Raw genomic sequence first — 26,958 nt, 5'->3', positions numbered from 1 at the left:
TACTGGAAATATGGCGGAGCCCGCTCCAGGAATCGAGGCACCATGACGACGACCACGCACCACGCGTCCGCGAAGCAGCCACCCCTGCGCGTTCGCGCCCTGCGACGCACCTTCCGGGGGCTGCCGCCCAAGCTCCACGACATCGCCTACGAGCCCGGCCTCGTGGTCCCCGCGGCCGACGGCAGCGCACTGCTGACCGACCACTACTTCCCCCTGGCCGAGGGCGACTTCCCCACGCTCCTGGTCCGCTCGCCGTACGGCCGGGGCTTCCCCTGGGCGCCGATGTACGGCGTGCTCTTCGCCGAACAGGGCTTCCACGTCGTCCTGCAGAGCTGCCGCGGCACCGGAGGGTCGGGCGGCACCTTCGATCTGTGGCGCCACGAGGCCGCCGACGGCCGGGCCACCGTCGACTGGCTGCGCGGGCAGTCCTGGTTCACGGGCGCGCTGGGCACGATCGGCGCCAGCTACCTGGGCTACGTCCAGTGGGCGCTGGCCGCGGACCCGCCACCGGAACTGCGCGCGATGGTCATCCAGGTCGGCCTGCACGACCTGCACGGCTACTTCCACCCCGGCGGCGCCTTCGCGCTGGAGCGCACCCTCGCCACCTCCATGGGCATGGTGCATCAGCACCGGGGCATGCCGAGGTTTCTCCAGGCCGCACTGCGGCTGCAGCGCCACTTCCGCACGATCACCCGCACCCTTCCGCTCGGCACTGCGTATGTGTCCGGCCTGGGCGGAAGGGTGCCGTTCCTGGAGGAGGCGATGGCCCGCCCCGAGCCGCAGGACGCGCACTGGCACGGGGCGGACCTGGGGTCCGTGGCCGAAAACCTGAGGGTGCCGACCAGCCTGATCACCGGCTGGCACGACGTGGCCCTCGACCAGACGCTGCAGCAGTACGACAGGCTGCGGCGGGCCGGCTGCGACCGCAGCCTGCTCGTCGGCCCCTGGACGCACAACTCCGCCATGGAGCAGGGCTGGCCCGAGGTCTTCGCCGAAAGCCTCGGCTGGCTGCGGGCCCACCTGTGCGACGATCCGAGCGGCCCGCGCACCACGAAGGCGCGGGTGCACGTGGCCGGCCGGCAGGCATGGCAGGACCTTCCCGACTGGCCCCCGGCGACGACGGCCCACCACTGGTACCTCGACGGCGACGGCACCCTGCGCCCCCGGATGCCCGAGAACGCCCCGGCGCCGGTGTCCTTCCGCTACGACCCGGCCGATCCCACGCCCTCGGTCGGCGGCCCCCTGCTGTCCGGCAAGACCGGGTATCAGGACAACACCGCGCTGGAGGCCAGGGACGACGTCCTGACCTTCACCACCGCACCGCTCACCGAGCCGGTGCACCTCCTCGGGCCGGTCGGCGTGGAACTACGGGTCACCACCGACACCGGTCACGCCGATGTCTTCGCCCGGCTCTGCGACGTCGACGACCGCGGCCGCTCGACCAACATCTGCGACGGGCTGCGACGCCTGCGGCCCGGCCCCGCCACGGACACCACCGGAGCCACCCCGGCCGCCGTCACGGTGCCGATGAGTTCCACGGCCTACTCCTTCCCCGCCGGACACCGGATCCGCCTGCAGGTCAGCGGCGGCGCCCACCCACGCTTCGCCCGCAACACCGGCACCGGCGAGCCTCCGGCGACGGCCACCCGGCTCCTGCCGGCCGAGGTCTCGCTCCACCACCCGTCCCGGCTCGTCCTTCCGGTCGCGGGCGAAGAGTCCACCGGCACCGACGGTACCGACAGTGCCGACCCTGAACGCTGACGGTGCACCGGCGCTTCGCCTCCTGCCTCCTCCGTTGCCGCCCTACCGGTGAAGGCGCCCCGCCTCCGATCCCTCCCGGGCGCGCGCCGGGCCGGGCTCCCGTGTCCGCCCGGCCGCCCCCGTGGGACTCGCCGCCCCTCCGGTGACCGGCTACGATCCGCCCCACACGCGAAGTGAGGGAGACGGACGTTGGGGCGGCTCACCGGCGGGGACCCCTCCCTGCTGCGACGGATCAACTCCGCCGTGGTGCTGCATGCGCTGCGCGCCGCGGACTCCCCCACACTCACCCACCTCGTCCAGGTGACGGGCCTGTCCCGGCCGACGGTCGAGGGCGTGGTCGAAGGGCTCATCGAGACCGGCCTGGTGGCCGAGGCCGCAGCCGAGGAAGGCGGAACCCGCCGCCAGGGACGGCCGGCCCGCCGGTTCCGGTTCCGTACGGAGGCCGGGCATCTGCTGGGCATCGAGATCGGCCCGCACCGCGTCGCGGCCCTGCTGTCCGATCTGAGCGGCCGGGTGCTGGACACCGCGCAACGCCCCGTGGAGGAGAGCGCACCGCCCGACGAGCGGCTGGAGCGGGTCCGCGCCGTGGTGGCGGAGCTGCTGCGCCGCACGGGCGTGCCCCGGTCCTCACTGCGGGCCGTCGGGGTGGCCGGCCCCGGCATCGTGGAGGCGGACGGCACCGTACGGCTGAGCACGGCACTGCCCGGCTGGACGGGTCTGCCGCTCGGTGAGCGGCTGCGGCGCTCGTTCCGCTGCCCGGTGCTGGTCGAGAACGACGCGAACGCCGCCGCGGTGGCCGAACACTGGCAGGGCGCGGCCATCGGCTCCGATGACATCGTTTTCGTGCTGGCCGGACTCAGCCCGGGAGCCGGCTCGCTGATCGGCGGACGCCTGCACCGCGGATTCGGCGGGGCGGCCGGGGAGATCGGCGCCCTGCACCTGCTCGGCCGTGAAGCGACACCGGAGAGGCTGCTGTCGACGACCGGCACGCCGCTGCACCCCCTGGACGAGGCACAGGTCGCGGCGGTGTTCGCGGCGGCGCGGGAGGGGGACGCTCAGGCCCGCGAGGCGGTCGACCGTTTCCTGCGGCGGCTGGTGCACGATGTCGCGGCCCTGGTATTGGCGCTCGACCCCGAACTGGTGGTGATCGGCGGCTGGGCGGCGGGGCTGGACGGCGTACTGGAGCCGCTGCGCGCGGAGTTGGCGCGCTATTGCCTGCGCCCGCCGCAGGTCACCCTGTCCCGGCTGGGCGAGGCGGCGGTCGCCACCGGGGCGCTGCGGCTCGCGCTCGACCATGTGGAAGGTGAACTCTTCGCGGTGGAGGGCACGGTGACGGAACGTCCCCCGCGCCGCGACGCGGTACCGGGCCGCCGCTGACCACCACTGACCAGTACTGACGAACCGCCGGCCGCCGCGGCCTGTACGGCACACCGCCCGGCCCGCGGCGCACGGCCGGCCCTCTCCCGGCCGCCGCCCGGCGTACGGCCGCACGCACACGGGCTCCACCGGACCGCGGCCCGGCAGAGCCCGTACCTCAGCCGTCGAACGGCTCAGCCCGGGAGCAAGGCGACCGCGTCGCTCTCCCCGAAGGTCAGACGGCAGGTGTCCGCCCGGTAGGTGGAGACCGCAACGGCGGCCGTACGGCCCCCGGAGACATAGCGGGTGGTGACCACGAGGACGGGCGCGCCGGGGAGCCGGTCCAGCTGCCTGGCGTCCTCCGCACGCGCCGAGCCGAGCTCGACGGTACGGTCCTGGGCGTCCAGCTCCAGCGTCTGCAGCGCGTGCAGCACCGCGCGGGCCCGGTCCGGGGCGCCGAGCGAGCCGGCCGGCGCGCAGTCCGGGAGCGCGGCCGCCGGGACGTACAGCAGCTCGGCGGCCACCGGCCGGCCGTGCGTGACCCGGCTGCGGCGCACGATGTGCACCGGGTCGCCGGAGGCGGTCGCCAGCAGTCCGGCCACCGCGGCCGGCAACGTGTCGCTCACGACGGCGTCGAGCGGCTGCCAGTCGTCACCGGCGGCGCCGGGCCAGGTGTGGCGGACGGGGTCGACGGCGACGCCGATCCTCGGCGGTGCGACGGTGGTGCCCACACCGCGGCGGCGCTGGAGTCTGCCTTCCAGCTCCAGCTGTTCGAGCGCCTGCCGCAGCGTGGCCCGGGCGACGCCGAACCGCGCGGCCAGCTCACGCTCGTTGGGCAGAATCTCGCCGACCGCGAACTCCGAGTCCAGCGCCTCGCTGAGCACGGTCTTGAGGTGCCAGTACTTCGGCTCCGGCACCGTTTCGAGCTGCGTGGTCCCCACCCTGTCCTCCGCACTGGCCGCTACCGGGGCTGCGCCCCGTGTGGGGCTCGGGCCCACCCCCGAGGCGCCGCCTTCGCGAGCCCGCCGGCGCGCCCGCTTCTCCACGGGCCGCCTGCACGCCCGATAATGAGCGCTTCTTTATGAAAGGTTGTTGCAGTATCCCGACGATATGGCCGCCCCCACCCTTGGTCAAGACCAATCCGGCATCCGTTTCGGACCGGGACAACCACCCGTAGCAGCCGCCTGTACCGGCCACCCCGGCCGTGTGGCCTGCGGTGTCTCGCCTACTCGTCCCGGCGGCCCCATACCGCGCAGTAGCCACACCTGGCATCGTGTCAGCGCACGCCCGGGACCACCGCACGTACCGCACCCCCGAGGAGTTCTGATGGCCACCCCGGTCTCCTTCGCCCGTGTCACCCCCGAGGACCGGCCGCCGTTCACGGTCGCCTACGAGCGCAAGGGCGCGGGCGACCCCGTCGTCCTGTTGCACGGTATTGGCCACCATCTCCAGGCCTGGCGCCCGGTGTGCGACATCCTGGCCGCCTCCCATGAGGTCATCGCCCTCGATCTGCCGGGCTTCGGCGCCTCCCCCGCGCTGCCCGGTGGTTCCTCCTACGCGTTGCCGTCGGTCGTCCCGCTGCTCATCGCGGCGTTCAAGGAGCTCGGGGCCGACCGCCCGCATGTGGTGGGGAACTCGCTGGGCGGGCTGCTCGCCCTGGAGCTGGGCCGCGCGCGGGCCGTACGGTCCGTCACCGCGCTCTCGCCCGCGGGCTTTTGGACCCCGGCCGAGCGGCGGTACGCCTTCGGCGTGCTGCGCGGTATGTACGCCGGGGCGCAGGCGCTGCCCGAGCCGGTGGTGGAGACCCTGGCCCGCAGCGCACTCGGCCGGGCCTCCCTGACCGGCACCATCTACGCCCACCCCGGCCGTCGTTCGGCCGCGGCCGTCGTGGCGGAGACCCGGGCGCTGCGCGAGGGCCCCGGCTTCGCCCCGACGCTGGCGGCCGGCCGGGAGGTGCGGTTCACCGCCGATGTGCCGGACGTCCCGGTGACGATCGGCTGGGGCAGCCGGGACCGCCTGCTGCTCCCCCGCCAAGGCATACGCGCCAAGCACACGATTCCGGGCGCGCGGCTGGTACGGCTGCCGGGCTGCGGACATGTGCCGATGCACGACGATCCGGCGCTGGTGGCACGGGTCATCCTCGACACCGTGGGCCAGGGCGCCTCCTAGGGGGTGTCTCTCCGATCCGGCCTGATCGGAGGAGACGCCCCTGGCGAGTCCGCCGGCTGCCCGTGGCCCGCGACGGCGCGTACCCAAGCCGTAAACGTCCCTGCGACATCCTGGCGATCGGCCGGGGGGCTTGCGACCATGGCCCGGGTCCGGTGGGTCGCAGAGCCGCGACCGGATACCACCCCGCGGCAGACGGATCGCGCGGCCGAACGGGCCGCTGTTCACCGTCCGTTCGGCTGCCGGGCACCGGACAGCGATACGAACGGGGCGGCAGTGAAGTCGGGCGAGGCATGGAGGTTGGAGATGGCGCAGGGATCCGGCGACGGCTTCGGACGGCGGTCGCTGCTGCAGGGCGCGGCGGCCGGCTCGGCGGCACTGGCGCTGCCCGCACTCTCCTGCGCCGCACCGGCGCAGGCCCGCGGCGGGCGGCCGAGCGCCGACTGGGGCGTGCAGGTCGGGGATGTCACCACCTCGTCGGGTCTGGTGTGGGTACGGTCCGACCGGCCGGCCCGGATGGTGGTGCAGACCGCGGCCACCGAGTCGTTCCGTAACGCCAGGACCTGGCACGGCCCGGTGACCGGGGCGGGGACGGACTTCACCGGTGTGACCTCGCTGCACGGCCTGCCGCCCGGTGAACAGATCCACTACCGGGTGCTGCTCGCCGACCCGGACGATCCCCGGCGGTCCGGCGAGCCGGTCACCGGCACCTTCCGTACGGCGCCCGCGGGCCGCACCTCCACTGACGCCGGGAGAGATTCCGGCCGGGTCGGTGACGGGCGGCGGGAGGGGGTGCGCTTCCACTGGTCCGGTGATCTCGCCGGGCAGGGCTGGGGCATCAACCCGGACCGCGGCGGCTACCGCATCTATGAGGACATGCGGCGCCGGAATCCGGACTTTTTCCTGTGCAGCGGCGACAACATCTACGCCGACGGTCCGATCCCCGAACGGGTGACGCTGCCGGACGGCCGGATCTGGCGGAATGTGACGACCGAGGAGAAGGCGAAGGTCGCCGAGACGCTGGCGGAGTTCCGCGGCGCGTTCCGCTACAACCTGCTGGACGACCACCTGCGCCGCTTCAACGCCCAGGTGCCGACGATCACCCAGTGGGACGACCACGAGGTGCACAACAACTGGTATCCGGGGCAGCTGCTCGACGACGACCGGTACACCGTGAAGGAGACGGATGTGCTGTCCGCGCGCTCGCTGCGCGCGTTCAGCGAGTATTTCCCGATCCGGACGCTGCGGCCCGACCGGGGTGGCCGGGTCTACCGCGTGGTGCACCACGGCCCGCTGCTCGATGTGTTCGTACTGGACATGCGCCGCTACCGGAACGCCAATTCGCCGGACCGGCAGACCGACGACCCGCAGGGCATTCTCGGGGCCGAGCAGCTGCGCTGGCTCAAGCGCGAGCTGTCCCGCTCGTCCGCGGTGTGGAAGGTGATCGCCTCCGATATGCCGCTGGGGCTGGTCGTGCCGGACGGCAAGACCAACTTCGAGGCGGTGGCCCAGGGCGACCCGGGCGCTCCCCTGGGGCGCGAGCTGCAGCTGGCCGAGCTGCTGCGGCACATCAAGCACGCCCGGGTGACCGGCACCGTATGGCTGACGACGGACGTCCACTACACCGCGGCGCAGCACTACGCGCCGGAGCGGGCCGCTTTCAAGGACTTCGCGCCGTTCTGGGAGTTCGTGTCCGGCCCGCTGAACGCGGGCGGATTCCCCGCGGTGAAGCTGGACGGAACATTCGGGCCCGAGCAGCCGTTCATCAAAGCGCCGGACCGTGCCAACACCTCTCCCGCGGAGAGCCCGCAGTACTTCGGCGAGATCGATATCGACGGGGGAAGCGGGGAGATGACGGTGCGGCTGCGTCAGGAGGGCGGTGAGGTGCTGTTCAGCAAGGTGCTGCAACCGGGACAGGTAGGACAGTAGAGGCCAATGCGTCGATTGCGTCTTTTACCCGTCGGACACAAGGTGTTGGCGATCAGGCAACACCTGTGCGCAAGGCTGGTGTGCATGACTGAAGCATCCTCTGCCCGTGCCACCCGCCGTCATCACTGGCGGCGGGACATCGTCGAGCTGGCCGCCCTCTTCAGCGCCGTGGCGGTGGCCGACGTCCTGGCCCACACCATCGCGCACGACCCGTCGGGCCCCGCCATGCTGTGCTCCGCCGCGGTCGCCCTCCTGGCCATGGCCGGCTTCCACGTCTGGTGGTCACGACGCCACGAAAACGCCCCGCCGCCGACCGATACCGGCGCCACGGCGGCGTCCCCCACCGGACCGGCCCCCGGGGCCGGCGGTCAGGAGACGGTGCTGTGGCGGATGCGGACCACGGTCCGGGACGAGCCCGGCAGCCTGGCCGTGCTGTGCACGGCACTGGGCGCGCGGCGGGTGGACATCCTCAGCCTGCAGACCCACCCGCTGTCCGAGGGCACGGTCGACGAGTTCCTGCTGCGCGCGCCCGCCGCGCTGACGTCCGCGGAGCTGACCCGCACGGTCAGCGAAGCGGGCGGCACGCACAGCTGGCTGGAGCGGGCCGATGCGCACGACCTCGTCGATGCGCCGACCCGGATGCTGGGCCTGGCGACCCGGACCGCCCTGGACTCCTCCGAACTCCCCCTGTCACTACGCCAGTTGCTGGGACGCTGCACGATTCGTTCGGTGCCCGCCCGCTGGCTGCGCGGTCAGCCGCTCGCGGAGCAGGTACCCACGGAGGGCGTGCTGGAGAAGCACCGCATGAAATTCCGCGACCCCTCCGGGGGCTCGCTCACCATTGAAAGGCCGCAATTGCCGTTCACCCCCGCCGAGTTCGCCCGGGTACGCGCCCTGGTCGACCTGGACGCCAGACTCGGCCAGCGGGTGCCCCCGCGGCGTGATGTGCTGACGCTGCCCGAGGGCAACGAGATCACGGTCCGCCGCGCCGACACCTCCGATCTGGCCGCGGCCCGCGAGATGCACGACCGCTGCTCCCCGAAGACCCTGGGGCTGCGCTACCACGGCCCGGTCGGTGACGCGGACCGCTACCTCGGCCATCTGCTCAGCCCGCGGTTCGGCCGCACCCTGGCGGTGGAGACCGCCTCCGGCCGGCTGGTGGCGCTGGGACACCTGCTGTGGGACGGCGACGAGACCGAGGTCGCCCTGCTGGTCGAGGACGCCTGGCAGCAGCGCGGCATCGGCTCCGAGCTGCTGCGCCGGCTGGTGACGATGGCGGCCGAAACCGGCTGCGAGAGTGTCTATGCGATCACCCAGTCCTCCAACACCGGCATGGTGGCGGCGATGCGCGGACTCGGGCTGCCGCTCGACTACCAGATCGAGGAAGGCACGCTGGTGATCACCACCCGCCCCGCGGACCTGCCCGCCCGGCAGGAGACCCCGCAGAGCGTATGGATCCAGGACGGCACGGGGCGCCGCTGAGCTGCACCCCGTAGCGCCCGGCCGGGCGTGCCGACGCCCGGCCGGCGCCCCCGCAAGCGGACCTCCCGCAGGGACCAGAGCGCAAAGCGTCAGCGACGTACCGTCTCTCGGTGGTGACGCGGCGGGGTCATCCGTACGAGGATGGACGCATGTCCCACACCACTACTTCCGGGGGCGGTCCGCTGCCCCGCCAGGTCGCCGATGCCCATGTCGACGCCCTCGTCGACCTGGACCCCATCACCGGCACTTTCCTCGGCATCGCCGAGAGCTCCGGCAAGCTCCCCGACTTCTCCCCGACGGGCCAGGAAGCGGTGGCCCAGCTCGCCCGGACGACGCTGGAGAAGCTGGCCGAGGCCGAGTCCCGGCCGGGCGCGGAGCACGCCGCCGAACAGGTCTGCGCCCGGCTGCTCCGCGAGCGGCTGACCGCCGAGCTGGCGGTCCACGAAGCGGGCGAGGGGCTGCGCACGGTCAGCAACCTCAGCTCGCCGCTGCACCACGTCCGTGCGGTCTTCACGGTCACCCCGGCCGAGACGCAATCGGACTGGGCGGCGATCGCCCAACGGCTGCGGGCCGTACCCGCCGCGCTGGAGGGCTACCGCGCCGCACTCGACGCCGGCCTGAAGCGCGATCTGCCCGCCGGACCGACCCAGGTCCGCACCGTCATCGGCCAGTTGGACGAATGGATCGGCACCGACCGCAGCTGGTTCGCCGAGTTCACCGACCCCGGCCCGGACACCCTGCGCACCGAACTGACCGAGGCCGCCGGCGTGGCGACCGGCGCCCTGGTGGAGCTGCGCGACTGGTTCCGTGACAGCTATGCCCCGGCCGTCGAGGGCGCACCGGACGTGGTGGGGCGGGAGCGCTACGCCCGGCTCGCCCGCTACTTCAACGGCGCCGACCTCGACCCGGACGAGGCGTACGCGTACGGCTGGTCCGAGTTCCACCGGCTGCTGGCCGAGATGGAGACCGAGGCCGAGAAGGTCCTGCCCGGTGCGAAGACCCCGTGGGAGGCGCTGGCCTGGTGCGATGAGCACGGCGAGGCGATCGAGGGCGTCGAGGAGACCCGCCAGTGGCTCCAGTCCCTCATGGACGAGGCCATCGACGCGCTCGACGGCACCCACTTCGAACTGGCCGAGCGGGTGCGCCGGGTGGAGTCGCGGATCGCCCCGCCCGGTGGCGCCGCCGCCCCCTATTACACCCAGCCGTCGCTGGACTTCTCCCGGCCCGGCCGGACCTGGCTGCCGACGATGGGCGAGACCCGCTTCCCGGCGTACGACCTGGTCTCCACCTGGTACCACGAGGGTGTGCCCGGCCACCACCTCCAGCTGGCGCAGTGGGCGCACGTCGCCGACCAGCTCTCCCGGTACCAGACGACGGTCGGCATCGTCAGCGCGAACGCCGAGGGCTGGGCGCTGTATGCCGAACGGCTCATGGACGAGCTGGGCTTCTTGACCACCGCAGAACGGCGCCTGGGGTATCTCGACGCGCAGATGATGCGGGCGGTCCGGGTCGTCATCGACATCGGGATGCACCTGGAGCTGGAGATCCCGGCGGACTCCCCCTTCCATCCGGGCGAGCGCTGGACGCCGCAGCTGGCACACGAGTTCTTCGCCCGGCACAGCAGCCGTCCGGCCGACTTCGTCGAGAGCGAGATCATCCGCTACCAGGGCATGGCCGGGCAGGCGATCGGCTACAAGCTCGGCGAGCGGGTGTGGCTGCAGGGCCGGGAGGCGGCCCGTGCCCGGCACGGCGCGGACTTCGACCTCAAGGCCTGGCACATGGCGGCGCTGTCGCAGGGCTCGCTGGGCCTGGACGATCTGCTGGCCGAGCTGTCGGCGCTCTGATCCCGGCCCGGTGTACGGCGGCCGGCCACCACATCGGTGGGGTGGCCGGCCGGCACACCGGGTGTTGTGGCCGGCCACCACCGTCCGTAGGGTCCGCTGACATGACAGTGGATCCCGCGGCGACCCGTCCGCTCCTTCTGCTCCCCGGCGACCCGCTGCGTCCCCGGCGCCCCGATCCGCACTTCGCGGGCGAGGCCGCCGCGGCGCGGTCGGCCGGCGCGGTGACCGCGCTGCTCGGCCACGAGGCACTGGTCGCCGGGGACGCCGAGGCGGCGGTGGCGCGGGTCCCGCGGGATGCCGGACCGGTCTGGTACCGCGGCTGGATGCTGCCCGCCGGCCGATACGCCGAGCTGTCCGCGGCGCTCGCCGGCCGCGGCTGCCGGCTGCTGACCTCCCCTTCGGCATACCGGCGCGCCCATGAGCTCCCGGGCTGGTACGAGACCTTCCGCGCGCTCACCCCGCACAGCGCCTGGCTCCCCTGCGCGCCCGGCCGGGCGCCGGAGCGGGCGGCGCTGGCAGGACTTGCCGACGGGCTCGGCGCACCGGGCCGGCCCCGTCCGCTCGTCGTCAAGGACTGGGTCAAGTCCCGCAAGCACGAATGGGACGAGGCCGCCTTCGTCCCCGACGCGGACGACACCGAGCAACTGGCCGCGGTCGTCGGCCGCTTCCTCGCCCTCCAGGAGGAGTTCTTGACCGGGGGCGTGGTGCTGCGCGACTTCGAGTCCTTCGAGGCGGTGGGCGAGGCGCGGGTGTGGTGGGTGGACGGCGAGCCGGTGCTGACCGGCCCGCACCCCGACACCCCGGGCCTGCGCCCGGTCCCCGATCTCACCCGGGTGACGCCCGCCGTACGGGAGTTGGGGCTGCGCTTCGTCACCACGGACCTGGCGCTGCGCACCGACGGTGTGTGGCGGGTGGTGGAGGTCGGCGACGGCCAGGTCAGCGGTCTGCCCGCGGGGGTGGACCACCGGCCGCTGTTCGAGGCGCTGGTCACCGTGGGCGCCGGCTACCCGCTGGTGCTCAGGTCCGGCCGGGTGGCGCTGCGGGCACTGCTGCCGGCCACCGCCGCGCGGGTCGCGGACGGCGAGCCCGCGGGGTTCGACTGGATCGACGGCACACCGGCCGCGGCCACCGCGGGCGGCGCCGGTATCGCCGTACGGGCCGCCGCGGCCGGCCACTACCGGCCCGGCTGGGGCGTCTTCGTCCTGACCGACGCGGCCTCGGGGACGGCGCTCGGCAGCATCGGCTTCCACGGCCCGCCGGACGCCGAAGGCTCCGTGGAGATCGGCTACGACCTCTCCCCGTCCGCCCGCGGCGCCGGCTGGGCGACCGACGCCGCGCGCCTGCTCGCCGGCTGGGCGGCCGCTCACCCCGAGGTACGGACGGTGTGCGCCCTCACGGAGCCGGAGAACGTCCCGTCCCAGCGGGTGCTGGCACGGGCGGGATTCCGGTTCTCCGGGGAACGCGAGGGACTGTACGCCTACGAGAGGGACGGGTCCGCGACCACGGCCGGGGCCGAGGCCGCTGTCGGGGACCGGACCGGTGCCGGTGCCGGGGTCAACGGCGGAAGCCGCCCTCGGAGTTGATGACCTGGCCGGTGATCCAGGCCGCCTCGTCGGTCGCGAGCCAGGCGATCAGCCGGGCCGGGTCGTCGGGCGCGGCCCATCGCCCGCCGGGGAAACGCCCGGCGACCTGCTCGCGCAGCGCCCCGACCGCGTAACCGGTGTCCACCGGGCCCGGGTTGACGGTGTTCACGGTCACCCCGAGCTCGGCAAAGGTGGTGGCGAGACTGCGGGTCGCCAAGGCCGGCGCCCCCTTGGCCAGGCCGTAGGCGATCTCGTCCGGCATGCCGTCGCCCAGGTCCTGGCCGGAGGTCATCAGCACGATCCTCCCGCCCGGCAGCCCTGGTGGGCGCCGGCGCGCATAGGCCTGGGCGAGGAGGATCACCGAGCGGGTGTTGACCGCCCAGTGGGCGTCGAGCATCGCCGCGTCCAAGGCGTCGAGGGGGCCGTCACTGCCGCTGAGGGCGTGGTGGGCGACGAGGATGTCCAGCCTGCCGCCCAGGGCCTCGGCCGCGGTGTCGAGAAGACGGGCGGGGGCCTCCGGCCGGGCCAGATCACACCCCCGCCCGGCAGGCTCAGGCCGCTCAGCCCCGTACGCGATGCCGGACCGTCGACCCCGACCGGTCCTTGACGACCTCCAGTTGGGCGGGGATCCGCGCCTTGAGGTCGGCGACGTGGCTGACGATGCCGACGCTGCGGTCGCGTTCGCGCAGGGAGTCCAGGACGTCCAGCACCTCGTCCAGGGTCTGTTCGTCCAGGCTGCCGAACCCCTCGTCGATGAAGAGGGTGTCCAGCCGAGTGCCGCCCGCCTCGTCGGTGACCACATCGGCGAGGCCGAGCGCCAGCGCGAGCGAGGCGAAGAAGGTTTCGCCGCCGGAGAGGCTGGAGGTGTCCCTCTCGTGCCCCGTCCAGGCGTCGATGACATGCAGGCCGAGGCCGGAGCGCCGGGCGCCGCCGGCCCGTTCGTCGGAGTGGACGAGGGTGTAGCGGCCGCCGGACATCCGCTGCAGCCGGGCCGTGGCGGCGGCGGCGACCTGTTCGAGCCGGGCGGCGAGCACATACGACTCCAGGCGCATCCGCCGCTCGTTCTCCGTGGACGTACCGGAGGCGAGGGCGGCGAGGCGGGCGATGCGCTCGTAGCCGGCGCGCAGCGGGGCCAGCGCGCGGGCGTCGGCCTCGGCGCGCGCGGAGAGCCGGTCGAGCTCGGTGCAGCGGTCCCGGGCCGCGGCGTGGGTGGCCGAGGCGCTACGCAGCCGCGCCCCCGCTGCCTGGTGCGCGGTCTGCGCTGCGCCCGGATCGGCGGGCGGCAGCGCCGCGGCGGCGCTCGCCCCGGGATCGGCCAACTCCGCTTCCACCGCGGCGGATTCGGCCTGCCAGTCGTCGAGTCGCTGCTGCAGCTCCCGCCATTCGCCGTCCCGCAGCAGGGCCTCGGTGGCGGCCTGCGGGGTGTCGAATCCGGCGCGGTGGGCGGCGTCGGACAGCCCGGCCTCGGCGTCCTGCAGACGCTGGGCGCAAGCGCCGGCCGTACGGGCCGCCTCCACCGCCGCGGCGAGCAGGGCGACCTGCCGCTCCAGCCGCGCTGCCCGCTCGGCCACGCTCGGGGAGTCGCCGCGCGCCCGGGCCAGCTCCTCTTCCAGGGCGGCCCGTTCGCGGTCCAGCGCCTCGCGCCGGGAAGTACGGGCGGCGACCCGGCGCTCGGCCTGCTGCTGACCGTCGCGGCGCCGTTCGTACTCCCGCTCGGCGCCCCCCAGCGCCTCACGGGCGGCAGGAAGGCCGTCGGCGAGCGCACCGGCGCGGGCGAAGTCGGCTCGCAGCTCCTCCACCTGGGCGCCGAGTTCACCGGTCGGCGTACTGCCGGCCGTGGCGGCCGCGGCGGCCAGCGCCTCCTTGACCGACTGGCAGTGGGCCTCGGCCTGCTGCCGCGTCTCGTCGGCCCGGCGGTGCGCCGCCAGTGCGGCTTCCTCGGCCGTCCGGTCGACATGGCCCGCCCCGGGGCGGGCCGGGGCGGGGTGCTCGGTCGCCCCGCACACCGCGCACGCCTGTCCGTCGCGCAGCCCCTCCGCGAGCTCGGCGGCGATCCCGCGCAGCCTGCGGTCCTTGAGTTCGAGCCAGTGCTCGTGGGCCGCCGCGGAGTGCTCCCTGGCGACGAGCAGTTCCCCTTCCGCCGACCGCACATCGTCGGACAGCCGGTCGCGGCGACGGGCCGCTTCCCAGCGTTCGGCGGCCGGTGCGATCCGGGCTGCGAGCTGGTCGGCCCGGGTGGCGGCCTCCTGGGCCGTGTCGATGCGCTGCTGATGGGCGCGCCGGGCATCACCCCATGCGGCAAGCCACTCGGCGGCGTCCCGCAGGGTCTCGTCATCGGCGCGCGCCTCCCGGTCGAGGGCGGCCCGCTCGCGGCCGAGGTCGGCGGCGCGCCGCTCGGCCCGGCGGGCCGCACCGAGCGAGCCGAGATCTTCCCTCGCCTGCCGTTCCTTCGCAGCGAGGTGGTCGCTCTCGGCGTCGGCGAGGGCGGCCGGCAGCGGGCTTCTGGCCTGGCGTTCGGCGCGCTGTGCGGCGTCCAGTTCGTGCCAGGCGGCGTCCCGCAGGGCGAGAGCGGGCGCGACTTCCGCGGCAGCACGGGCCCGCTCCAGCCGCTCCCGGGTGTGTGCCCGTTCCCCGGCACGGGCGTCGAGCCGGGCGGCCCGTCGCCGGGCCTCCGCGTACCGCTGCTGGAGCCGGTCGCGCTCGCGGGCCTCTTCCCACTCCCCGGCCGCCCGGTGCTCGGCGGCCTCTGCGGCGTGCACCGCCAACTGCGCGACCGCCAGCCGCTCCCTGGCACTCACCCGGGCAACGGCCGCCCTGACCAGCACCGCTTCCGCGAACCCCGGCTCGCCGGGGCCCGCTGCGACCCGGCCCTCCCCGGCCGCGGCACGGCCGGTTCCGCCCCGTCCGCCGCTCTCCACCGGCCCGGCCTGCCCCGGCACGGTCGCCCGCGCCGTTGAGGCCGCCGCCCGCCCGCGTCCGCGTGCCGGTGCGCCCGGTGCCGCCGCCCCGGCGCGGTCCGGCGCCGGGACGGACGGATCGGTGAGATCGGCGCTCTCACCGGCCGCCTGCGCCATCCGGTGCGCCAGCGCCAGCAGCCGTTCGTCGCCTGACGTCACCGTGTCGGCGGCGGCCTTGCGGCGCACGTTCAACTGCTCTTCGAGGGCGGCGAACCGCCGGGTGTCGAAGAGCCGGCCCAGCAGCCGGGAACGGGCCTCCGCATCGGCCCGCAGAAAGCGCGCGAAGTCGCCCTGCGGCAGCAGGACCACCTGGCAGAACTGCTCCTTGCTCATCCCGAGCAGCTGGCCGATCTCCTCACCGATCTCCTGGTGCGAACGGCTCAGCGCCTTCCAGTGGCCGCCCGGGCCGTCGCCGTCCGCCGCTCCCCCTCCGCCGGCCGCCGGCACGAATTCCCGCAGCCTGCTCTGCGCCTTCTCCTTCGTGGTACCACTGCCGCGCTTCTTGGGGCGGGGCTGCTCGGGAAGCCGGGTGATCTCCAACCGGCGCTGTGCCACGGTCAGTTCGAGCACGACCTCGGTGAGGGTCAGCGGGTCGGCCAGATCACTGCGCAGGGCCTGGCCGCTCTGCCGCGCCCCGGGCACCGACCCGTACAGCGCGAAGCACACCGCGTCCAGGACCGAGGTCTTGCCCGCACCGGTCGGGCCGTGCAGCAGGAACAGGCCGTCCCGTGACAGCCGGTCGAAGTCGATGGTCTGGGTGCCGCCGAAGGGTCCGAAGGCGGTGAGGGAGAGCCGGTGCAGCCTCAACGCGCCACCTCGGCCACCATGTCGTCCACCCGCACCTCGTCGATCGCCGAGCGCAGCTCGGTCCGCTCCTGCTCATCGACCGCCCGGCCGGACCGGACGTGCTCCACGAAGTCCTCGGCGATCTCCTGGTCGCTGCGCCCGCGCAGCCGCTGCGCATACGAGGCGGCCGAACGGCCGGGCCCCTCGTCGGGGTCGAAGACCAGGCTGACGATGTGCGGGAAGCGCCGGGCGAGCCGGGCCATGGGCTCCTGCGGCCGGACGGTGTCGGTGAGCGTCGCCTCGACCCAGGACTCCTCGTGCCGCGCCTGTTCCGGGTCCTCCAGCAACTCCTCCAGCGGCCCGCGGATCCGTGCCAGCGGCCGCGGCACCGGGCAGTCCACCCGCTCCGCCTGCACGGCGCCGCCCGCGTCGAGCTCGACGATCCATGACGACTTGCGGTGACCGGCCTCGGAGAAGGAGTAGGCGAGCGGCGATCCGGAGTAGCGGACCCGCTCGGTGAGGGTCTGACAGCCGTGCAGATGCCCGAGGGCGGCGTAGTCCACCCCGTCGAACACCGGGACCGGAACGGAGGCGACCCCGCCGACGGTGATGTCGCGCTCGCTGTCACTGACCGCACCACCGGTGACGAACGCATGCGCCAGCACCACGGAGCGGGTCCCGGCGGGCCGGCCGGCGAGGTCGGCCCGCACCCGCTCCATCGCCGCGCCCAGCACCTCCGCGTGGTCGGCCCGCTGCGCGCCGAGGGTGTCGCGCACCATGGCGGGTTCGAGATACGGCAGGCCGTAGAGCGCCACCGGGCCGTGGGCGTCGGCGAGCAGCACGGGGGTGCCACAGCCTGCCGGGTCGGTCCGGAGATGGATCCCGGCCTGCTCCATCAGCCCCGCACCGACCCCCAGCCGGCGGGCGGAGTCATGGTTGCCGGAGATCATCACGGTCGGGACCCCGAGGGCGGCGAGCCGGTGCAGGGCGTCGTCGAAGAGCTCGACGGCGGCGAGCGGCGGCACGGCACGGTCGTAGACATCGCCCGCGACCAGCACCGCATCGATGTTCCGCGCGCGCACCGTCTCGACGAGATGATCGAGGAAGGCGCGCTGTGCGGAGAGCAGGCTCACGCGGTGGAAGGACCGCCCCAGATGCCAGTCGGAAGTGTGCAGAAGCCTCACGTGGCGGCTCCGACCAGCATGTTCTTCCCCTCCGTGGACTACGCGTCGGCACGGCCGGCGTGCGCTTCGACAACCACCCCGCCCGTCACGGACCTCATTCTCGCACCCGCGGTGGGGGCGGACGGGCCGGTCGGCCGGGTCGGTCGGCAGCGACATGCGGCTCCGATGCGGCCGTACAGCTGCCGCACCGGAGCCCGGACTCCGCGGCCCCGGCTCCCAGCAACACGCGCCCCAGCAGACGCTTTACACATATAAGGCACCATTAACCACATTTTTCACTCGAAAGCGTGAAACCATCCCAGGTTTACTCATGTTGCGGCCGCATACGCCGAAGGGAAGTAACAGGAAGCGGCAGTGAGCCGCTTGGATCGATCGGGAGATTTGTTATGTCACGGATCACGCGGGTGGCTGCTGTGGCCGCTCTTGCGGCAGGTACCGCCCTGGGGGGCGTTACGGCAGCGTTCGCAGACAGTGGCGCGGCCGGCGGCGCGGCCAATTCACCGGGAGTGGTTTCGGGCAATGCGTTTCAGATCCCGATCCACATTCCGATCAACGTGTGCGGCAACACCGTTAACGTCGGGGGTCTGCTGAACCCGGCCTTCGGCAACACGTGCTTCAACGGCAACGTCGAGCGCCGGGTGATCGTGAACCGTCACGTCACCAGGCACGTCACCAAGCACGTCATCAAGCGCGTCGTAAAGCACCACAAGAAGCACTACCCGGCCGGTGGTATCCACACCGGCGGCGGCGGCCTGATGCGCTAGCCCCCTCGATCCGTCCCGGGTGCGACCGGTCACCACGGCCGCACCCGGGACGGTCACCGACACACGCATCACCAGGCCCGGGGCCGGGCCGTTTGCACCGACAGCCCTTCCACCTTCATCGGAGCGGACGACCCGGCCCCGGGCTCTTTTCTGCCCTCCGGCCCCCGGAGGGCTCCGCGCCGTGGAGATACTCCTCGCTGATCCGCTTCGGCCCGAACGGCCACTCCTTCTCGTAACGGGCCCAGGCCAGGAAGGCCACGACACCCGCGCCGACCCAGGCCAGCGACCATTCGATGGGGTGCCTGCCGGGCGAATTCCGGTCCGCGTAGCCGTAGATCACCAGCCAGCCGACCAGCGCCACGACGCCCGGCAGCGGATAGAGCCACATCCGGTACGGGCGGCGCAGCCCCGGCTGACGGCGGCGCAGTACGGTCACCGCCGCAATCTGGGCCAGCGACTGCACGAGCACCATGACCGTGGTCAGCAGTTGGATGATGGTCGCCAGGTCGGTGTGCCGTCCGATGAGGAAGCCCACGGCCATCACGGCTCCCATGGTCAGCAGGCCCAGTACGGGGAAGCGGTGACGAGGGTGCAGTGTGCCGTACGGGCGGAAGAAGACCCGGTCGCGGGCGGCGTCGTAGGGGACCCGCGAGCCGCCGAGGAGGCCGGTGAAGACGGAGGCGACGGCGGTGATGAGGATGAGCACCGTGACGGTGTCGGCTGCGCCCTTGCCCCAGGCCTTCTCCAGCACGGCGGAGGCGACGGAGGAGGACGCCGTGGAGTGCGGGTCGAGCATGTCCTTCCAGTCCACGACGCCCAGGGTGCCGATCTGCAGCAGCAGATAGATCGTCATGATCCCGAGGATCGAGGTGATCACGGCGCGGGGGATGGTGCGTCCCGGCTGTCTGATCTCGGCGCCCATGTACGCGATGGTGTTGTAGCCGAGGTAGTCGTAGATGCCGATCGTCAGGCCGGCCGCAAAGCCGGCCCAGAAGTGACCGGACGTCACCTCAAAGGCATGGGCGGGGTAGGTGAAGGCGCGCTCGGGGCTGAAGTGGGTGAAGGCCGCGGCGATGACCAGCAGGACGGAGGCGATCATCACCGTCCACAGGACGACGGTGAGCTTGGCGATGTTCTCCACCCGCCGCCACAGCAGCGCGATGATGCCCACCGTGACGACGAGGCCCACGACGTCGCCCTGCGCCGGGCTCATGTCCGGCCACACGTAGCCGAGGTACTGCACGAAGCCGATCACCCCGGTGGACATGCCGAGCGGAATGAACAGCATGGCCGTCCAGACGAACAGAAACGGCATCAGCTTGCCGGTCCGGTACTGGAACGCCTGCCGCAGATAGACGTAGCTGCCTCCCGCACCGGGCAGTGACGCGCCCAGCTCGGCCCAGACCAGTCCGTCCGCGAGCGCCAGCACCGCCCCGGCCAGGAACCCGGTCACGGCCTGCGGCCCGCCGAACGCGGCGACCATGAGCGGGATGGTCACGAAGGGACCGATGCCGCACATCTGGCTCATGTTGATGGCGGTGGCCTGGAACAGGCCGATCCGGCGCACGAATCCCACGCGCTCATCGAGGAGTTCAGGCATCGGGACCCCTTCTCGTGCCGGCGCGCACACCGGTTTCGCGGCCTTTTCCCGCCGCGCCACAGGCTGACACGATCGGCGCTCCGGCGCACCGGTGCGTCCCGGACGTTCCGGACCGGTCCGCATCCGCCGCCCCCTCTCTGCGGCAGGTCCGCGGGGCCCCGGCGGTCAGAGGTCGCCGTACGCCTCGCCGCCGAGCTCCAGCCTCGCCGTGCCGGCGGTGGTGTCGGCGAGCCAGGCGCGGAAGGCCTCGACGTCGGCCTCCGGCAGTCCGATCTCGATCCTGACCTCTGCCCCGTAGGTGACCTCACGCACCGCCCGCCCCGTCGTGCGCAGATCGTTCTCCACCCGGCCCGCGCGCTGGTGGTCGACGGTGACCGTCACCAGGCGGAAGCGCTGCCGGGTGACCGTGCCCAGCGCGTCCAGTGCCTCGCCGACGACGCCGCCGTACGCCCGGATGAGGCCGCCGGCGCCCAGTTTGACGCCGCCGAACCAGCGGGTGACGACGGCGACGACATAGCGGACCTCGCGGCGCACCAGCATCTGCAGCATCGGTACGCCCGCGGTGCCGCCCGGCTCGCCGTCGTCGCTCGCCTTCTGGATGCCGCCGTCGGCGCCCAGGACGTAGGCGAAGCAGTGATGGCGGGCGGTGGGGTGCTCCTTGCGGATGCGCGCGATGAAGTCCTGGGCCTCGGCCTCGGTCGCGACGGGCGCGAGCGCGCAGAGGAAACGGGACTTGTTGATCTCGATCTCATGGACGCCCTCGCGCGCGAGCGTGCGGTACTGCTCCTGCATCGGACCAGCCTATGCGGCCCCTGTGACATGCGGATACCGGCCGGCCGGGCCGGACCGCGCCGCGCTGGGGTGTCCGCCGTACGGGCGCGGGTGTCCGCCGTACGGGCGCAGAGCGCACGGCCGAGCGGCGTACCCACCCCGTCCGCACGGTGCGTCGGTGCGACGTCCGCCCCGGCCGTGGGCACTGTGAGGTCAGTGCGAGAGCCTCGTGTTTCCGGGGCCCCGCTCGTACATGTAGGAACGGCGGGTTTGCGGAGGGCTGCATGGAAGAGAGCACACAGTCGGCGATGACGGCGGGCGTTCCCGTCACGGGCGAGGCGATGCCCGAGCCCCCACCGGAGGTCATCGAGGCGGCACGCCAGGCACCCGATCACTGGCTGGCCATGGTGGATCTGACCTGGCAGGGAGAGGGGCCACCGCCCCTCTGGGCGCTGATCGGGCAGTGGCGCTCGGACGCGTCCGGCGAGATCGTCGAGTGGCGCGACAATCCGGAGTACCGGCCGTCGCCGCAGATGCTGGACTGGGCGGAGCCGACCGATGCGGTCGACAGCGCGCTGCAGCTCGCCGCGACCGGCTACGGACCGGGCGAGGCCGTCTCCGAGGCGCTGGCGCGCGCGGAGGTGTCCGTCCTGGTGACCGCGACCGGTACGCCACTGGCTGCCGCCTCGCCCGAGGGGACTCCGGTGATCCCTGTCTACACCTCGCAGAGCTACCTCGAATCGGTGGGCCGTCTGCTGTACGACCGGCGGCCGGTGGCCGCACTCGTCGAGCAGCTGCCGCCCGGGCATGCGCTGTACCTCAACCCGACCGGTCCGGTGAGCATGCTGGTGGACACCGAGGAGCTGCGCGCCATGCTGGCCGGCGCGTCCGGAACGGCCGATGAGCCGCGGGACGCGACCGTGCCCGTGGCGCCGCGCCCGGGTACCGGGGCCGGTGGGGCCGAGCCGGTGGGCAGCGGCCGGGGGATCGGCAAGCCGGCCCGCGCCGCGAAGGGCGGGACCGCCGTCGGAGCCGGAATGGCCGGCAGCGCCATGGCCCGCGGCGCCAACTGAGCCGCCGGCACCGAAGACCCGCCCCGCCCGTCTTCCCCTTCGGGCGGGGCGTCTGCCGTCCGGCGCGCGCCGGACGTGGCGCGCCCCACGACAGCCCCGCCGCGCCTTCGCGCCGTCCCGCAACGGGAATCTCCGGGTCCCGCCGTCCGTTGTCCGGCACAGGACCCTTCCACCCGCAGGAGGCAGTGCGTGTACGGCGACCCCAGCACGATCCGCAAGATCCTCACCGAACTCGGCGACACCTGGGCCGTCGTGGGCCTGTCCGGCAATGAGCAGCGTGCGGCGCACGGCGTCGCCGAGGTGCTGCAGCGTTACGGCAAGCGGATCGTGCCGGTGCATCCGAAGGCGGAGACGGTGCACGGTGAGCAGGGGTACCCGTCGCTGGCCGCCATTCCCTTCCCGGTCGATGTGGTCGATGTGTTCGTCAACAGCGAGCAGGCGGGCGGCATCGCCGACGAGGCCGTGGCGGTCGGCGCCAAGGCCGTCTGGTTCCAGCTCGGGGTGGTCGACGAGGCGGCCTGGGACCGGGTGCACGAGTCCGGGCTCGCCATGGTGATGGATCGCTGCCCGGCGATCGAGATACCCCGTTTGCGGTGAGCGGCAGGCTCGGGACGTCCCGTGCTCATTCCTCCGGGTGCCGGTGCGGGCTCCCGTCGTCGGAACACTCGACGTTCGGGCAGTGTCCGGTGATGACCACCATCGGCGTTTGCACGCTGGTGGCGCGCTCTCGCCCGGTGAAGATCAGGGGCATATCGCAGCGATCGCACAGGACGGCTTTCCCTTCGCGGCCCTGGGTGGCCGCATGGAGAATCCGAGTGACGTGATCACTGTCGCCATCGTTACCGGTCATGCACTCACCGTAGCCAACACGGGGGCCCGTGGGGGCCGGTTTGCGGCGCTTGAACGCCTGCCCCGGCCAATCGACGGATCCCGTGCGCCCGGCCTCCGCCCGTGGGCAGGTGGTGCGTGAGGGAGATACCCCGTCGGGGCCGAGTGGCGGAGGCGTTGTACCGGCGTCTGGGATTCACCGAGCACTCCACGGCGCTGTCGCTGGAGCTGCCCTCCGGCGCGTTCACCCCGTAGGGCCGGCCGAGCGGGCAGGCTGCCGGGCGGACGAGCGGGACGGACGGAGTTCGACGACCGGGCTTCGGGGGCTCCAGGGGAGCACCCCCCGGCGCCCGGCTCTAGGTGATTGCCAGCCCCTCCAGGACCGTGGCGCCGGGCAGTTCGGCCAGTGCCTTGCCGGGCACGATGAGCTTGCCGCGGCGGCTGCCGCTGCCGATCAGGGCGTAGGGGATGTCGGCGGCGGCCGCGTCCAGCAGCAGCGGCCAGCCGGCGGGCAGGCCGATCGGGGTGATCCCGCCGTACTCCATCCTGCTCTCACCGACCGCCTGGTCCATCGGCGCGAACGAGGCCTTACGGGCCCCCAGATGACGCCGCACCACGCCATTGACGTCGGCGCGGGTGTGCGAGAGGACGACACAGGCGGCCAGGGTGGTCTCGCCGCCGCGCTTGCCCGCCACCACCACGCAGTTCGCGGACTGTTCCAGGAGCCAGGAGCCGTGCCGCTCGATGAGCAGCGCGGTGTCCGCGACGGCCGGGTCCGTGTCGACGAAGCGCACCTCCTCGACGGGTACGGATCCACTCCAGGAGCGCAGCGCGTCGGCCACCGGCGCGGTCAGCAGGTCCAGACACTCCACGGCGGGCCGGACCTCGTCGAAGGCATCCATCGGCACAGGCATGGCGCCAAGTTAACAGTCCTGGCGGAGCGGCGGCCGGCCGTCTCAGCCGGCGAGCGGGATGATCACCGACATGGTCATCCCGACCGGTTCCGTGCCGTCGTTGCGGTAGCCGTGCGCGACCTTGGCCTCGAAGGTTGCCGAGGCACCGGCGGGCACCGTGTGCTCCACACCGTCCACGACCAGCGTCAGCGTGCCGGACCGGACGTGCAGCAGTTCGACGGTGCCGGGCGGGTGCGGATCGGAGGCGCTGCTGTCGCCGGGCATCAGCCGCCAGTCCCACAGTTCGTACGGGCCGGGCGCCTCGGCGCCCACCAGGAGCGTGGTGAAGCTGCCGCCCTCGGTGGACCACAGCCGGACCGCCTCGTCCGGCGCCACGATGCGGACCTGCGGCCCCTGTTCGTAGTCGAGGAGCGTGGTGATGCTGACGCCGAGCGCGTCGGCGATCTTGACGGTGGTGCCCACGCTGGGATTCGTCCGGGCCTGCTCGATCTGAATGATCATGCCGCGGCTGACCCCGGCGCGGGCCGCCAGTGCGTCGAGGGTGAAGCCGCGCTCGGCGCGCCAGTGCTTGAGGTTGCGGGCGAGCGACTGCGTGAGCTGGTCGAGGTCCGTCACGGTCCGTCCAAGTCGAAGGGCAATATATTGGATGCCGCAATACAGTCCGCTGCACTACGGTGTGGTGTACTTCAGCGTCCGGTTCACTGTACTGCGAGGTTTCACCATGACAGCGGTCTTCGCCCTGGCCACCAGCCTTCTGTGGGGGCTCGCCGACTTCGGCGGCGGACTGCTCACCCGGCGCCTGCAGGCGCTGACCGTGGTGGTCGTCTCGCAGACCCTGGCCGCCGTGGTGCTGGGCGCCGTGGTGCTGGCCACCGGGGGCTGGCGGGAGGCCGGGCCGCAGCTGTGGTGCGCGGTCGGAGCGGGCGTCGTGGGGCCCGCCGCCATGCTCTGCTTCTACCGCGCCCTGGCACTCGGTCCGATGGGAGTGGTTTCGCCGCTCGCGTCGGTCGGCACGGTCCTCGTACCGCTCGGGGTCGGGATCGTGGCGGGTGAGCGGCCGGGACTGCTGCAGGCCGCCGGCATGGTCGTGGCCGTGACCGGTGTCGTACTGGCCGGCGGCCCGCGGGTCAGCGGCGCGTCGGTGGCCCGCCAGACGATTGCGCTGACGCTGCTCTCGGCGCTCGGCTTCGGCGCGGTGATGGCGCTGATCTCGGAGGCGTCCACGACGGTGACCGGCCTCTTCCTCGCCCTGTTCGTCCAGCGGGTGTGCAATGTCGCCGTCGGCGGCGCCGCCCTGTACGCCTCGGTGCGGCGTGGTACCCCGGCACTGCCCGAGGGCGGGTTCCCGGCCCTCCGAAGTGCCCTGCCCGCGCTCGGATTCGTCGGGATCGCGGATGTCGCCGCCAACGGCACCTACGCCCTGGCCGCCCAGAACGGGCCGGTCACCCTCGCGGCGGTGCTCGCCTCCCTCTACCCGGTGGTCACCTCGCTCGCCGCGCTCGGCGTCCTCAAGGAACGGCTGCGGGCGGTTCAGACGGCCGGTGCCTCCCTCGCGCTGGTCGGCTCGGTCCTGCTCGCGTCGGGGAGCTGACACACACGGGGCGGGCGGTGGCTTGGCTGCCTGACGGCGGCTCAGGACGCTTCGTACGCCTCCTCGGCCTCCGCTGCCTGCCATGCCCGCAGCGCGACCAGCTGGTCCGGGGTGACGCCCTCGGGGATCGGTACCGGCGCCGGTGTGCGCAGCGGCGGCTGCCAGCCCTGCTCAGCATCCCAGCGACGGACGACCCGGGCGGGCGCACCGGCCACCACCGCATGATCGGGGACCTCGCCGCGGACCACGGCGCCGGCCGCGACCACCACGTTCCGGCCCAGCCGCGCACCGGGCAGGATCACTGCGCCGGTACCTATCCAGCTGCCGGGGCCGATGGCCACCGGGTCGCTGCGCGGCCACTGCTTGCCGACCGGCACCTCGGGGTCGTCGTAGCTGTGGTTGGTGGTGGTGACGTAGACCCCGGGGCCGAAGAAGCAGTCGTCGCCGATCGTCAGCCGGACATCCGCGATCACATGGCTGCCGCGGCCCAGCACCACGCCGTTCCCCAGCGTGAGGATCGGCTCCGGGCCGAGATCCAGGTCCGGCATCATGCCCGCGGTCAGCGTCACGTCCTGGGCGATGATGCAGTGGTCGCCGAGCTCGATCCACGGGTCACCGAAGACCGTGCCCTGCGGATAGGCGAGCCGGGTGCCGGTACCGATCCGCCGGAAGTGGTACGGGCCGGGGCGCTCGGCCGTGACGGCCGCGGCTTCCCTCACCCAGCGCGCGCCGCGGTGGACGGCACGCGACACGGCCCGGCGCCGCCAGGCCGCGAGGGATGAGAACACGTTCTGGTCTATCGGCACCCGCACACCGTACTCAGCCCGCCGGGCGGCGGACCGCGCCCCGGGCTGTGATCTTCGCCCCACCGGCCGCCGTCCCCGCCCGGCGCAGTGGCCGCCGTCTACGGTGCTGTTGGCGCGGCGCATCACGGCGAGGAGATCCACAGATGGCGGGACGGGCATTGATTTCACCGGTGGGCGGCAAGGAGCCGAAGGTCGATCAGGAGGCCTTCACCGCCCCGACGTCCGTCGTGCTCGGCGAGGTCAGCATGGCGGCGGGCGCCAGCGTCTGGTACCACGCGGTGCTGCGGGCCGACTGCGGTCCGATCGTGCTGGGCACCGACAGCAACATCCAGGACAACTGCACGGTGCACGTGGACCCCGGTTTCCCGGTGACCGTCGGCGCACGGGTCTCGGTCGGGCACAACGCGGTCCTGCACGGTTGCACCGTCGAGGACGACGTGCTGATCGGCATGGGTGCCACGGTCCTCAACGGCGCGCACATCGGCGCCGGCTCGCTGGTCGCCGCGCAGGCGCTGGTTCCCCAGGGCATGCGGGTGCCGCCCGGCTCCCTGGTCGCCGGGGTGCCGGCGAAGGTCAGGCGGGAACTGACCGACGAGGAGCGCGAGACCGTCAGCCTCAATGCCACGATGTACCGGGAGCTGGCGGCGCGGCACCGGGCGGATGTGGGCGCCGGGGACTGAGCCCGGCCGCCCAGCGGCGCAGCGGGCGGCCCCCGAGGCCCGACCGGTACGGGACGCCTGCGCGACCTCATCCGTGTGCCTGCGCCGCTGCCCACCGGCACCGCGTCAGCCGCGCCGTTCCGACCCGGCGGCCGCCAGCACCGACGTCAGCATCTCCGCGTCGAAAAGGGTGGCGTCGGCAAGGCGGCCGGCGCCCGCGTAGGCGTTCATCATGACCTTGGCGGTCCGCAGGGCCGCCGGAGACCTGCGGGCCAGCGGCCTGGTCCACCGAGCGATCGCCTCGTCCAGCTCGCCCTCCGGAACGGCCTGGTGGAGGAGGGAGAGCTTGACCGCCTTCGCCGCGTCGAAGCTCTCCCCGGTCAGGATCAACTCGCGGATCCTGGCCGCTCCCGCCTCGTTCAGCAGGCGTGGCAGTACACCTCCCCAAGCCGGCGGCATGCCCAGCGCGAGCTCCGGCAGCCGGAAGCGGCAGGTGTGCGCACCGGCCCGCAGATCACAGAACACCGCGAGCGCGATACCCGCGCCGATCACCCCGCCGTGCAGCCGGGCGATGGTGACCGCGCTGGTGGCCGCGAGTGCTTCACACACCCTTCGCGCCTTGTTGCCCATGGCGCGAAGGGCCGCTCCCGAGCCGTCCGCGGCAAGGGACTCCGCAAACTCCCGGCGGTCCCCGCCCAGGCAGAAGTCCGCTCCCGCGCCGGAGAGGACCACCACCCGTATCTCGGGGCTGTCGTGCAACGCACCCAGTACGGTGAGGAGTTCGTCGAGCATCGGCTCGCCGAGCGCATTACCGGTGTCCGGGCTGTTCAACTGGACGTTGAGCAGGGGTCCCTGGTGGGCAACGGCAAGGGTCTTGAAGTTATCGATCACGACGCTCTTCCTA

21 protein-coding genes and 2 pseudogenes are annotated in these 26,958 nt (G+C 73.2%); 12 read left to right on the top strand and 11 right to left on the bottom strand.

Annotated features, from left to right (window positions below; all coding sequences use genetic code 11):
* Positions 1 to 42: 42 nt before the first annotated feature.
* Positions 43 to 1,761, top strand: coding sequence for a CocE/NonD family hydrolase (locus tag ABZ851_RS12520; RefSeq protein WP_361125331.1), 1,719 nt, complete (start codon positions 43 to 45; stop codon positions 1,759 to 1,761).
* 189 nt (positions 1,762 to 1,950) lie between these two features.
* On the top strand, positions 1,951 to 3,138 hold the full coding sequence (locus ABZ851_RS12515; RefSeq protein ID WP_361125329.1) for an ROK family transcriptional regulator: 1,188 nt from the start codon (positions 1,951 to 1,953) through the stop codon (positions 3,136 to 3,138).
* 173 nt (positions 3,139 to 3,311) lie between these two features.
* Here the strand turns inward: ABZ851_RS12515 and ABZ851_RS12510 are convergent, their stop codons facing one another.
* Positions 3,312 to 4,058 carry a GntR family transcriptional regulator gene (locus ABZ851_RS12510; protein ID WP_361125327.1) on the bottom strand — a complete coding sequence of 249 codons (747 nt, stop codon included), beginning with the start codon at positions 4,056 to 4,058 and terminating at the stop codon, positions 3,312 to 3,314.
* Positions 4,059 to 4,443: 385 nt separating this feature from the next.
* Here ABZ851_RS12510 and ABZ851_RS12505 point away from each other — a divergent pair, with 385 nt between their 5' ends.
* The 5 genes from ABZ851_RS12505 (at position 4,444) to ABZ851_RS12485 (ending at position 12,121) form a co-directional block, all read left to right on the top strand.
* Positions 4,444 to 5,286 carry an alpha/beta fold hydrolase gene (locus ABZ851_RS12505; protein ID WP_361125325.1) on the top strand — a complete coding sequence of 281 codons (843 nt, stop codon included), beginning with the start codon at positions 4,444 to 4,446 and terminating at the stop codon, positions 5,284 to 5,286.
* 303 nt (positions 5,287 to 5,589) lie between these two features.
* Positions 5,590 to 7,212, top strand: a complete 1,623-nt coding sequence (locus ABZ851_RS12500) for an alkaline phosphatase D family protein (protein WP_361125324.1) — start codon at positions 5,590 to 5,592, stop codon at positions 7,210 to 7,212.
* 84 nt (positions 7,213 to 7,296) lie between these two features.
* Positions 7,297 to 8,694 carry a GNAT family N-acetyltransferase gene (locus ABZ851_RS12495; RefSeq protein ID WP_361125322.1) on the top strand — a complete coding sequence of 466 codons (1,398 nt, stop codon included), beginning with the start codon at positions 7,297 to 7,299 and terminating at the stop codon, positions 8,692 to 8,694.
* 149 nt (positions 8,695 to 8,843) lie between these two features.
* Complete coding sequence (locus ABZ851_RS12490; protein ID WP_361125320.1) at positions 8,844 to 10,538, top strand: DUF885 domain-containing protein; 1,695 nt, start codon at positions 8,844 to 8,846, stop codon at positions 10,536 to 10,538.
* 101 nt (positions 10,539 to 10,639) lie between these two features.
* Positions 10,640 to 12,121 carry a GNAT family N-acetyltransferase gene (locus tag ABZ851_RS12485; RefSeq protein ID WP_361125318.1) on the top strand — a complete coding sequence of 494 codons (1,482 nt, stop codon included), beginning with the start codon at positions 10,640 to 10,642 and terminating at the stop codon, positions 12,119 to 12,121.
* On the opposite strand, the pseudogene ABZ851_RS12480 reads toward ABZ851_RS12485, so the two are convergent.
* The 3 genes and pseudogenes from ABZ851_RS12480 to ABZ851_RS12470 form a co-directional block, all read right to left on the bottom strand.
* A pseudogene (locus tag ABZ851_RS12480) lies at positions 12,093 to 12,653 on the bottom strand (SDR family oxidoreductase); the annotation flags it as partial. The gene ABZ851_RS12485 and the pseudogene ABZ851_RS12480 overlap by 29 nt on opposite strands.
* A 28-nt stretch (positions 12,654 to 12,681) precedes the next feature.
* Positions 12,682 to 15,885: an SMC family ATPase gene (locus ABZ851_RS12475; RefSeq protein WP_361125316.1), complete on the bottom strand. Its 3,204-nt coding sequence runs from the start codon at positions 15,883 to 15,885 to the stop codon at positions 12,682 to 12,684.
* Complete coding sequence (locus tag ABZ851_RS12470) at positions 15,882 to 17,048, bottom strand: exonuclease SbcCD subunit D (protein ID WP_361125314.1); 1,167 nt, start codon at positions 17,046 to 17,048, stop codon at positions 15,882 to 15,884. The genes ABZ851_RS12475 and ABZ851_RS12470 overlap by 4 nt, the downstream gene beginning before the upstream one ends.
* 386 nt (positions 17,049 to 17,434) lie before the next feature.
* On the opposite strand from ABZ851_RS12470, the pseudogene ABZ851_RS12465 reads away from it, so the two are divergent.
* Positions 17,435 to 17,671: pseudogene (locus tag ABZ851_RS12465) on the top strand (chaplin); the annotation flags it as partial.
* 256 nt (positions 17,672 to 17,927) lie between these two features.
* Here the strand turns inward: ABZ851_RS12465 and ABZ851_RS12460 are convergent.
* Both ABZ851_RS12460 and ABZ851_RS12455 read right to left on the bottom strand, forming a co-directional pair.
* Positions 17,928 to 19,412, bottom strand: coding sequence for an APC family permease (locus ABZ851_RS12460; protein ID WP_361125312.1), 1,485 nt, complete (start codon positions 19,410 to 19,412; stop codon positions 17,928 to 17,930).
* Positions 19,413 to 19,577: 165 nt separating this feature from the next.
* Positions 19,578 to 20,204, bottom strand: a complete 627-nt coding sequence (locus ABZ851_RS12455; RefSeq protein ID WP_336049612.1) for a YigZ family protein — start codon at positions 20,202 to 20,204, stop codon at positions 19,578 to 19,580.
* Between the two features lie 263 nt (positions 20,205 to 20,467).
* Between ABZ851_RS12455 and ABZ851_RS12450 the strand changes: the two genes are divergently transcribed.
* Together ABZ851_RS12450 and ABZ851_RS12445 are read left to right on the top strand one after the other, a co-directional pair.
* Positions 20,468 to 21,256 (top strand): type VII secretion system-associated protein, encoded by a 789-nt coding sequence (locus ABZ851_RS12450; RefSeq protein ID WP_361125310.1) that lies wholly within the window; start codon positions 20,468 to 20,470, stop codon positions 21,254 to 21,256.
* 189 nt (positions 21,257 to 21,445) lie between these two features.
* Positions 21,446 to 21,853: a CoA-binding protein gene (locus ABZ851_RS12445; protein ID WP_361125308.1), complete on the top strand. Its 408-nt coding sequence runs from the start codon at positions 21,446 to 21,448 to the stop codon at positions 21,851 to 21,853.
* Between the two features lie 25 nt (positions 21,854 to 21,878).
* On the opposite strand, the gene ABZ851_RS12440 is transcribed toward ABZ851_RS12445, so the two are convergent.
* The 3 genes from ABZ851_RS12440 to ABZ851_RS12430 all read right to left on the bottom strand — a co-directional run bounded on the left by ABZ851_RS12440 (position 21,879) and on the right by ABZ851_RS12430 (position 23,613).
* Entirely contained in the window at positions 21,879 to 22,106 is a 228-nt protein-coding gene (locus ABZ851_RS12440; protein WP_361125306.1) for a hypothetical protein, read from the bottom strand.
* A gap of 334 nt (positions 22,107 to 22,440) precedes the next feature.
* On the bottom strand, positions 22,441 to 22,998 hold the full coding sequence (locus ABZ851_RS12435) for a YbaK/EbsC family protein (RefSeq protein WP_361125304.1): 558 nt from the start codon (positions 22,996 to 22,998) through the stop codon (positions 22,441 to 22,443).
* A 42-nt stretch (positions 22,999 to 23,040) separates the two neighbouring features.
* Positions 23,041 to 23,613, bottom strand: a complete 573-nt coding sequence (locus ABZ851_RS12430; protein WP_361125302.1) for an XRE family transcriptional regulator — start codon at positions 23,611 to 23,613, stop codon at positions 23,041 to 23,043.
* A 106-nt stretch (positions 23,614 to 23,719) separates the two neighbouring features.
* Here ABZ851_RS12430 and ABZ851_RS12425 point away from each other — a divergent pair, with 106 nt between their 5' ends.
* Positions 23,720 to 24,589 (top strand): DMT family transporter, encoded by an 870-nt coding sequence (locus ABZ851_RS12425; RefSeq protein WP_361126216.1) that lies wholly within the window; start codon positions 23,720 to 23,722, stop codon positions 24,587 to 24,589.
* 41 nt (positions 24,590 to 24,630) lie between these two features.
* On the opposite strand, the gene ABZ851_RS12420 is transcribed toward ABZ851_RS12425, so the two are convergent.
* Positions 24,631 to 25,395 carry an acyltransferase gene (locus tag ABZ851_RS12420; RefSeq protein ID WP_361125300.1) on the bottom strand — a complete coding sequence of 255 codons (765 nt, stop codon included), beginning with the start codon at positions 25,393 to 25,395 and terminating at the stop codon, positions 24,631 to 24,633.
* 143 nt (positions 25,396 to 25,538) lie between these two features.
* On the opposite strand from ABZ851_RS12420, the gene ABZ851_RS12415 reads away from it, so the two are divergent.
* Entirely contained in the window at positions 25,539 to 26,075 is a 537-nt protein-coding gene (locus ABZ851_RS12415) for a gamma carbonic anhydrase family protein (protein WP_361125298.1), read from the top strand.
* A gap of 105 nt (positions 26,076 to 26,180) precedes the next feature.
* Here ABZ851_RS12415 and ABZ851_RS12410 read toward each other — a convergent pair whose 3' ends face one another.
* Entirely contained in the window at positions 26,181 to 26,945 is a 765-nt protein-coding gene (locus ABZ851_RS12410) for an enoyl-CoA hydratase/isomerase family protein (protein ID WP_361125296.1), read from the bottom strand.
* Positions 26,946 to 26,958 lie beyond the last annotated feature (13 nt).

This window comes from Streptomyces sp. NPDC047049, from assembly GCF_040643995.1.
GTDB lineage: Bacteria > Actinomycetota > Actinomycetes > Streptomycetales > Streptomycetaceae > Streptomyces > Streptomyces mooreae.
This window is presented reverse-complemented; position numbering and strand designations above follow the sequence as displayed.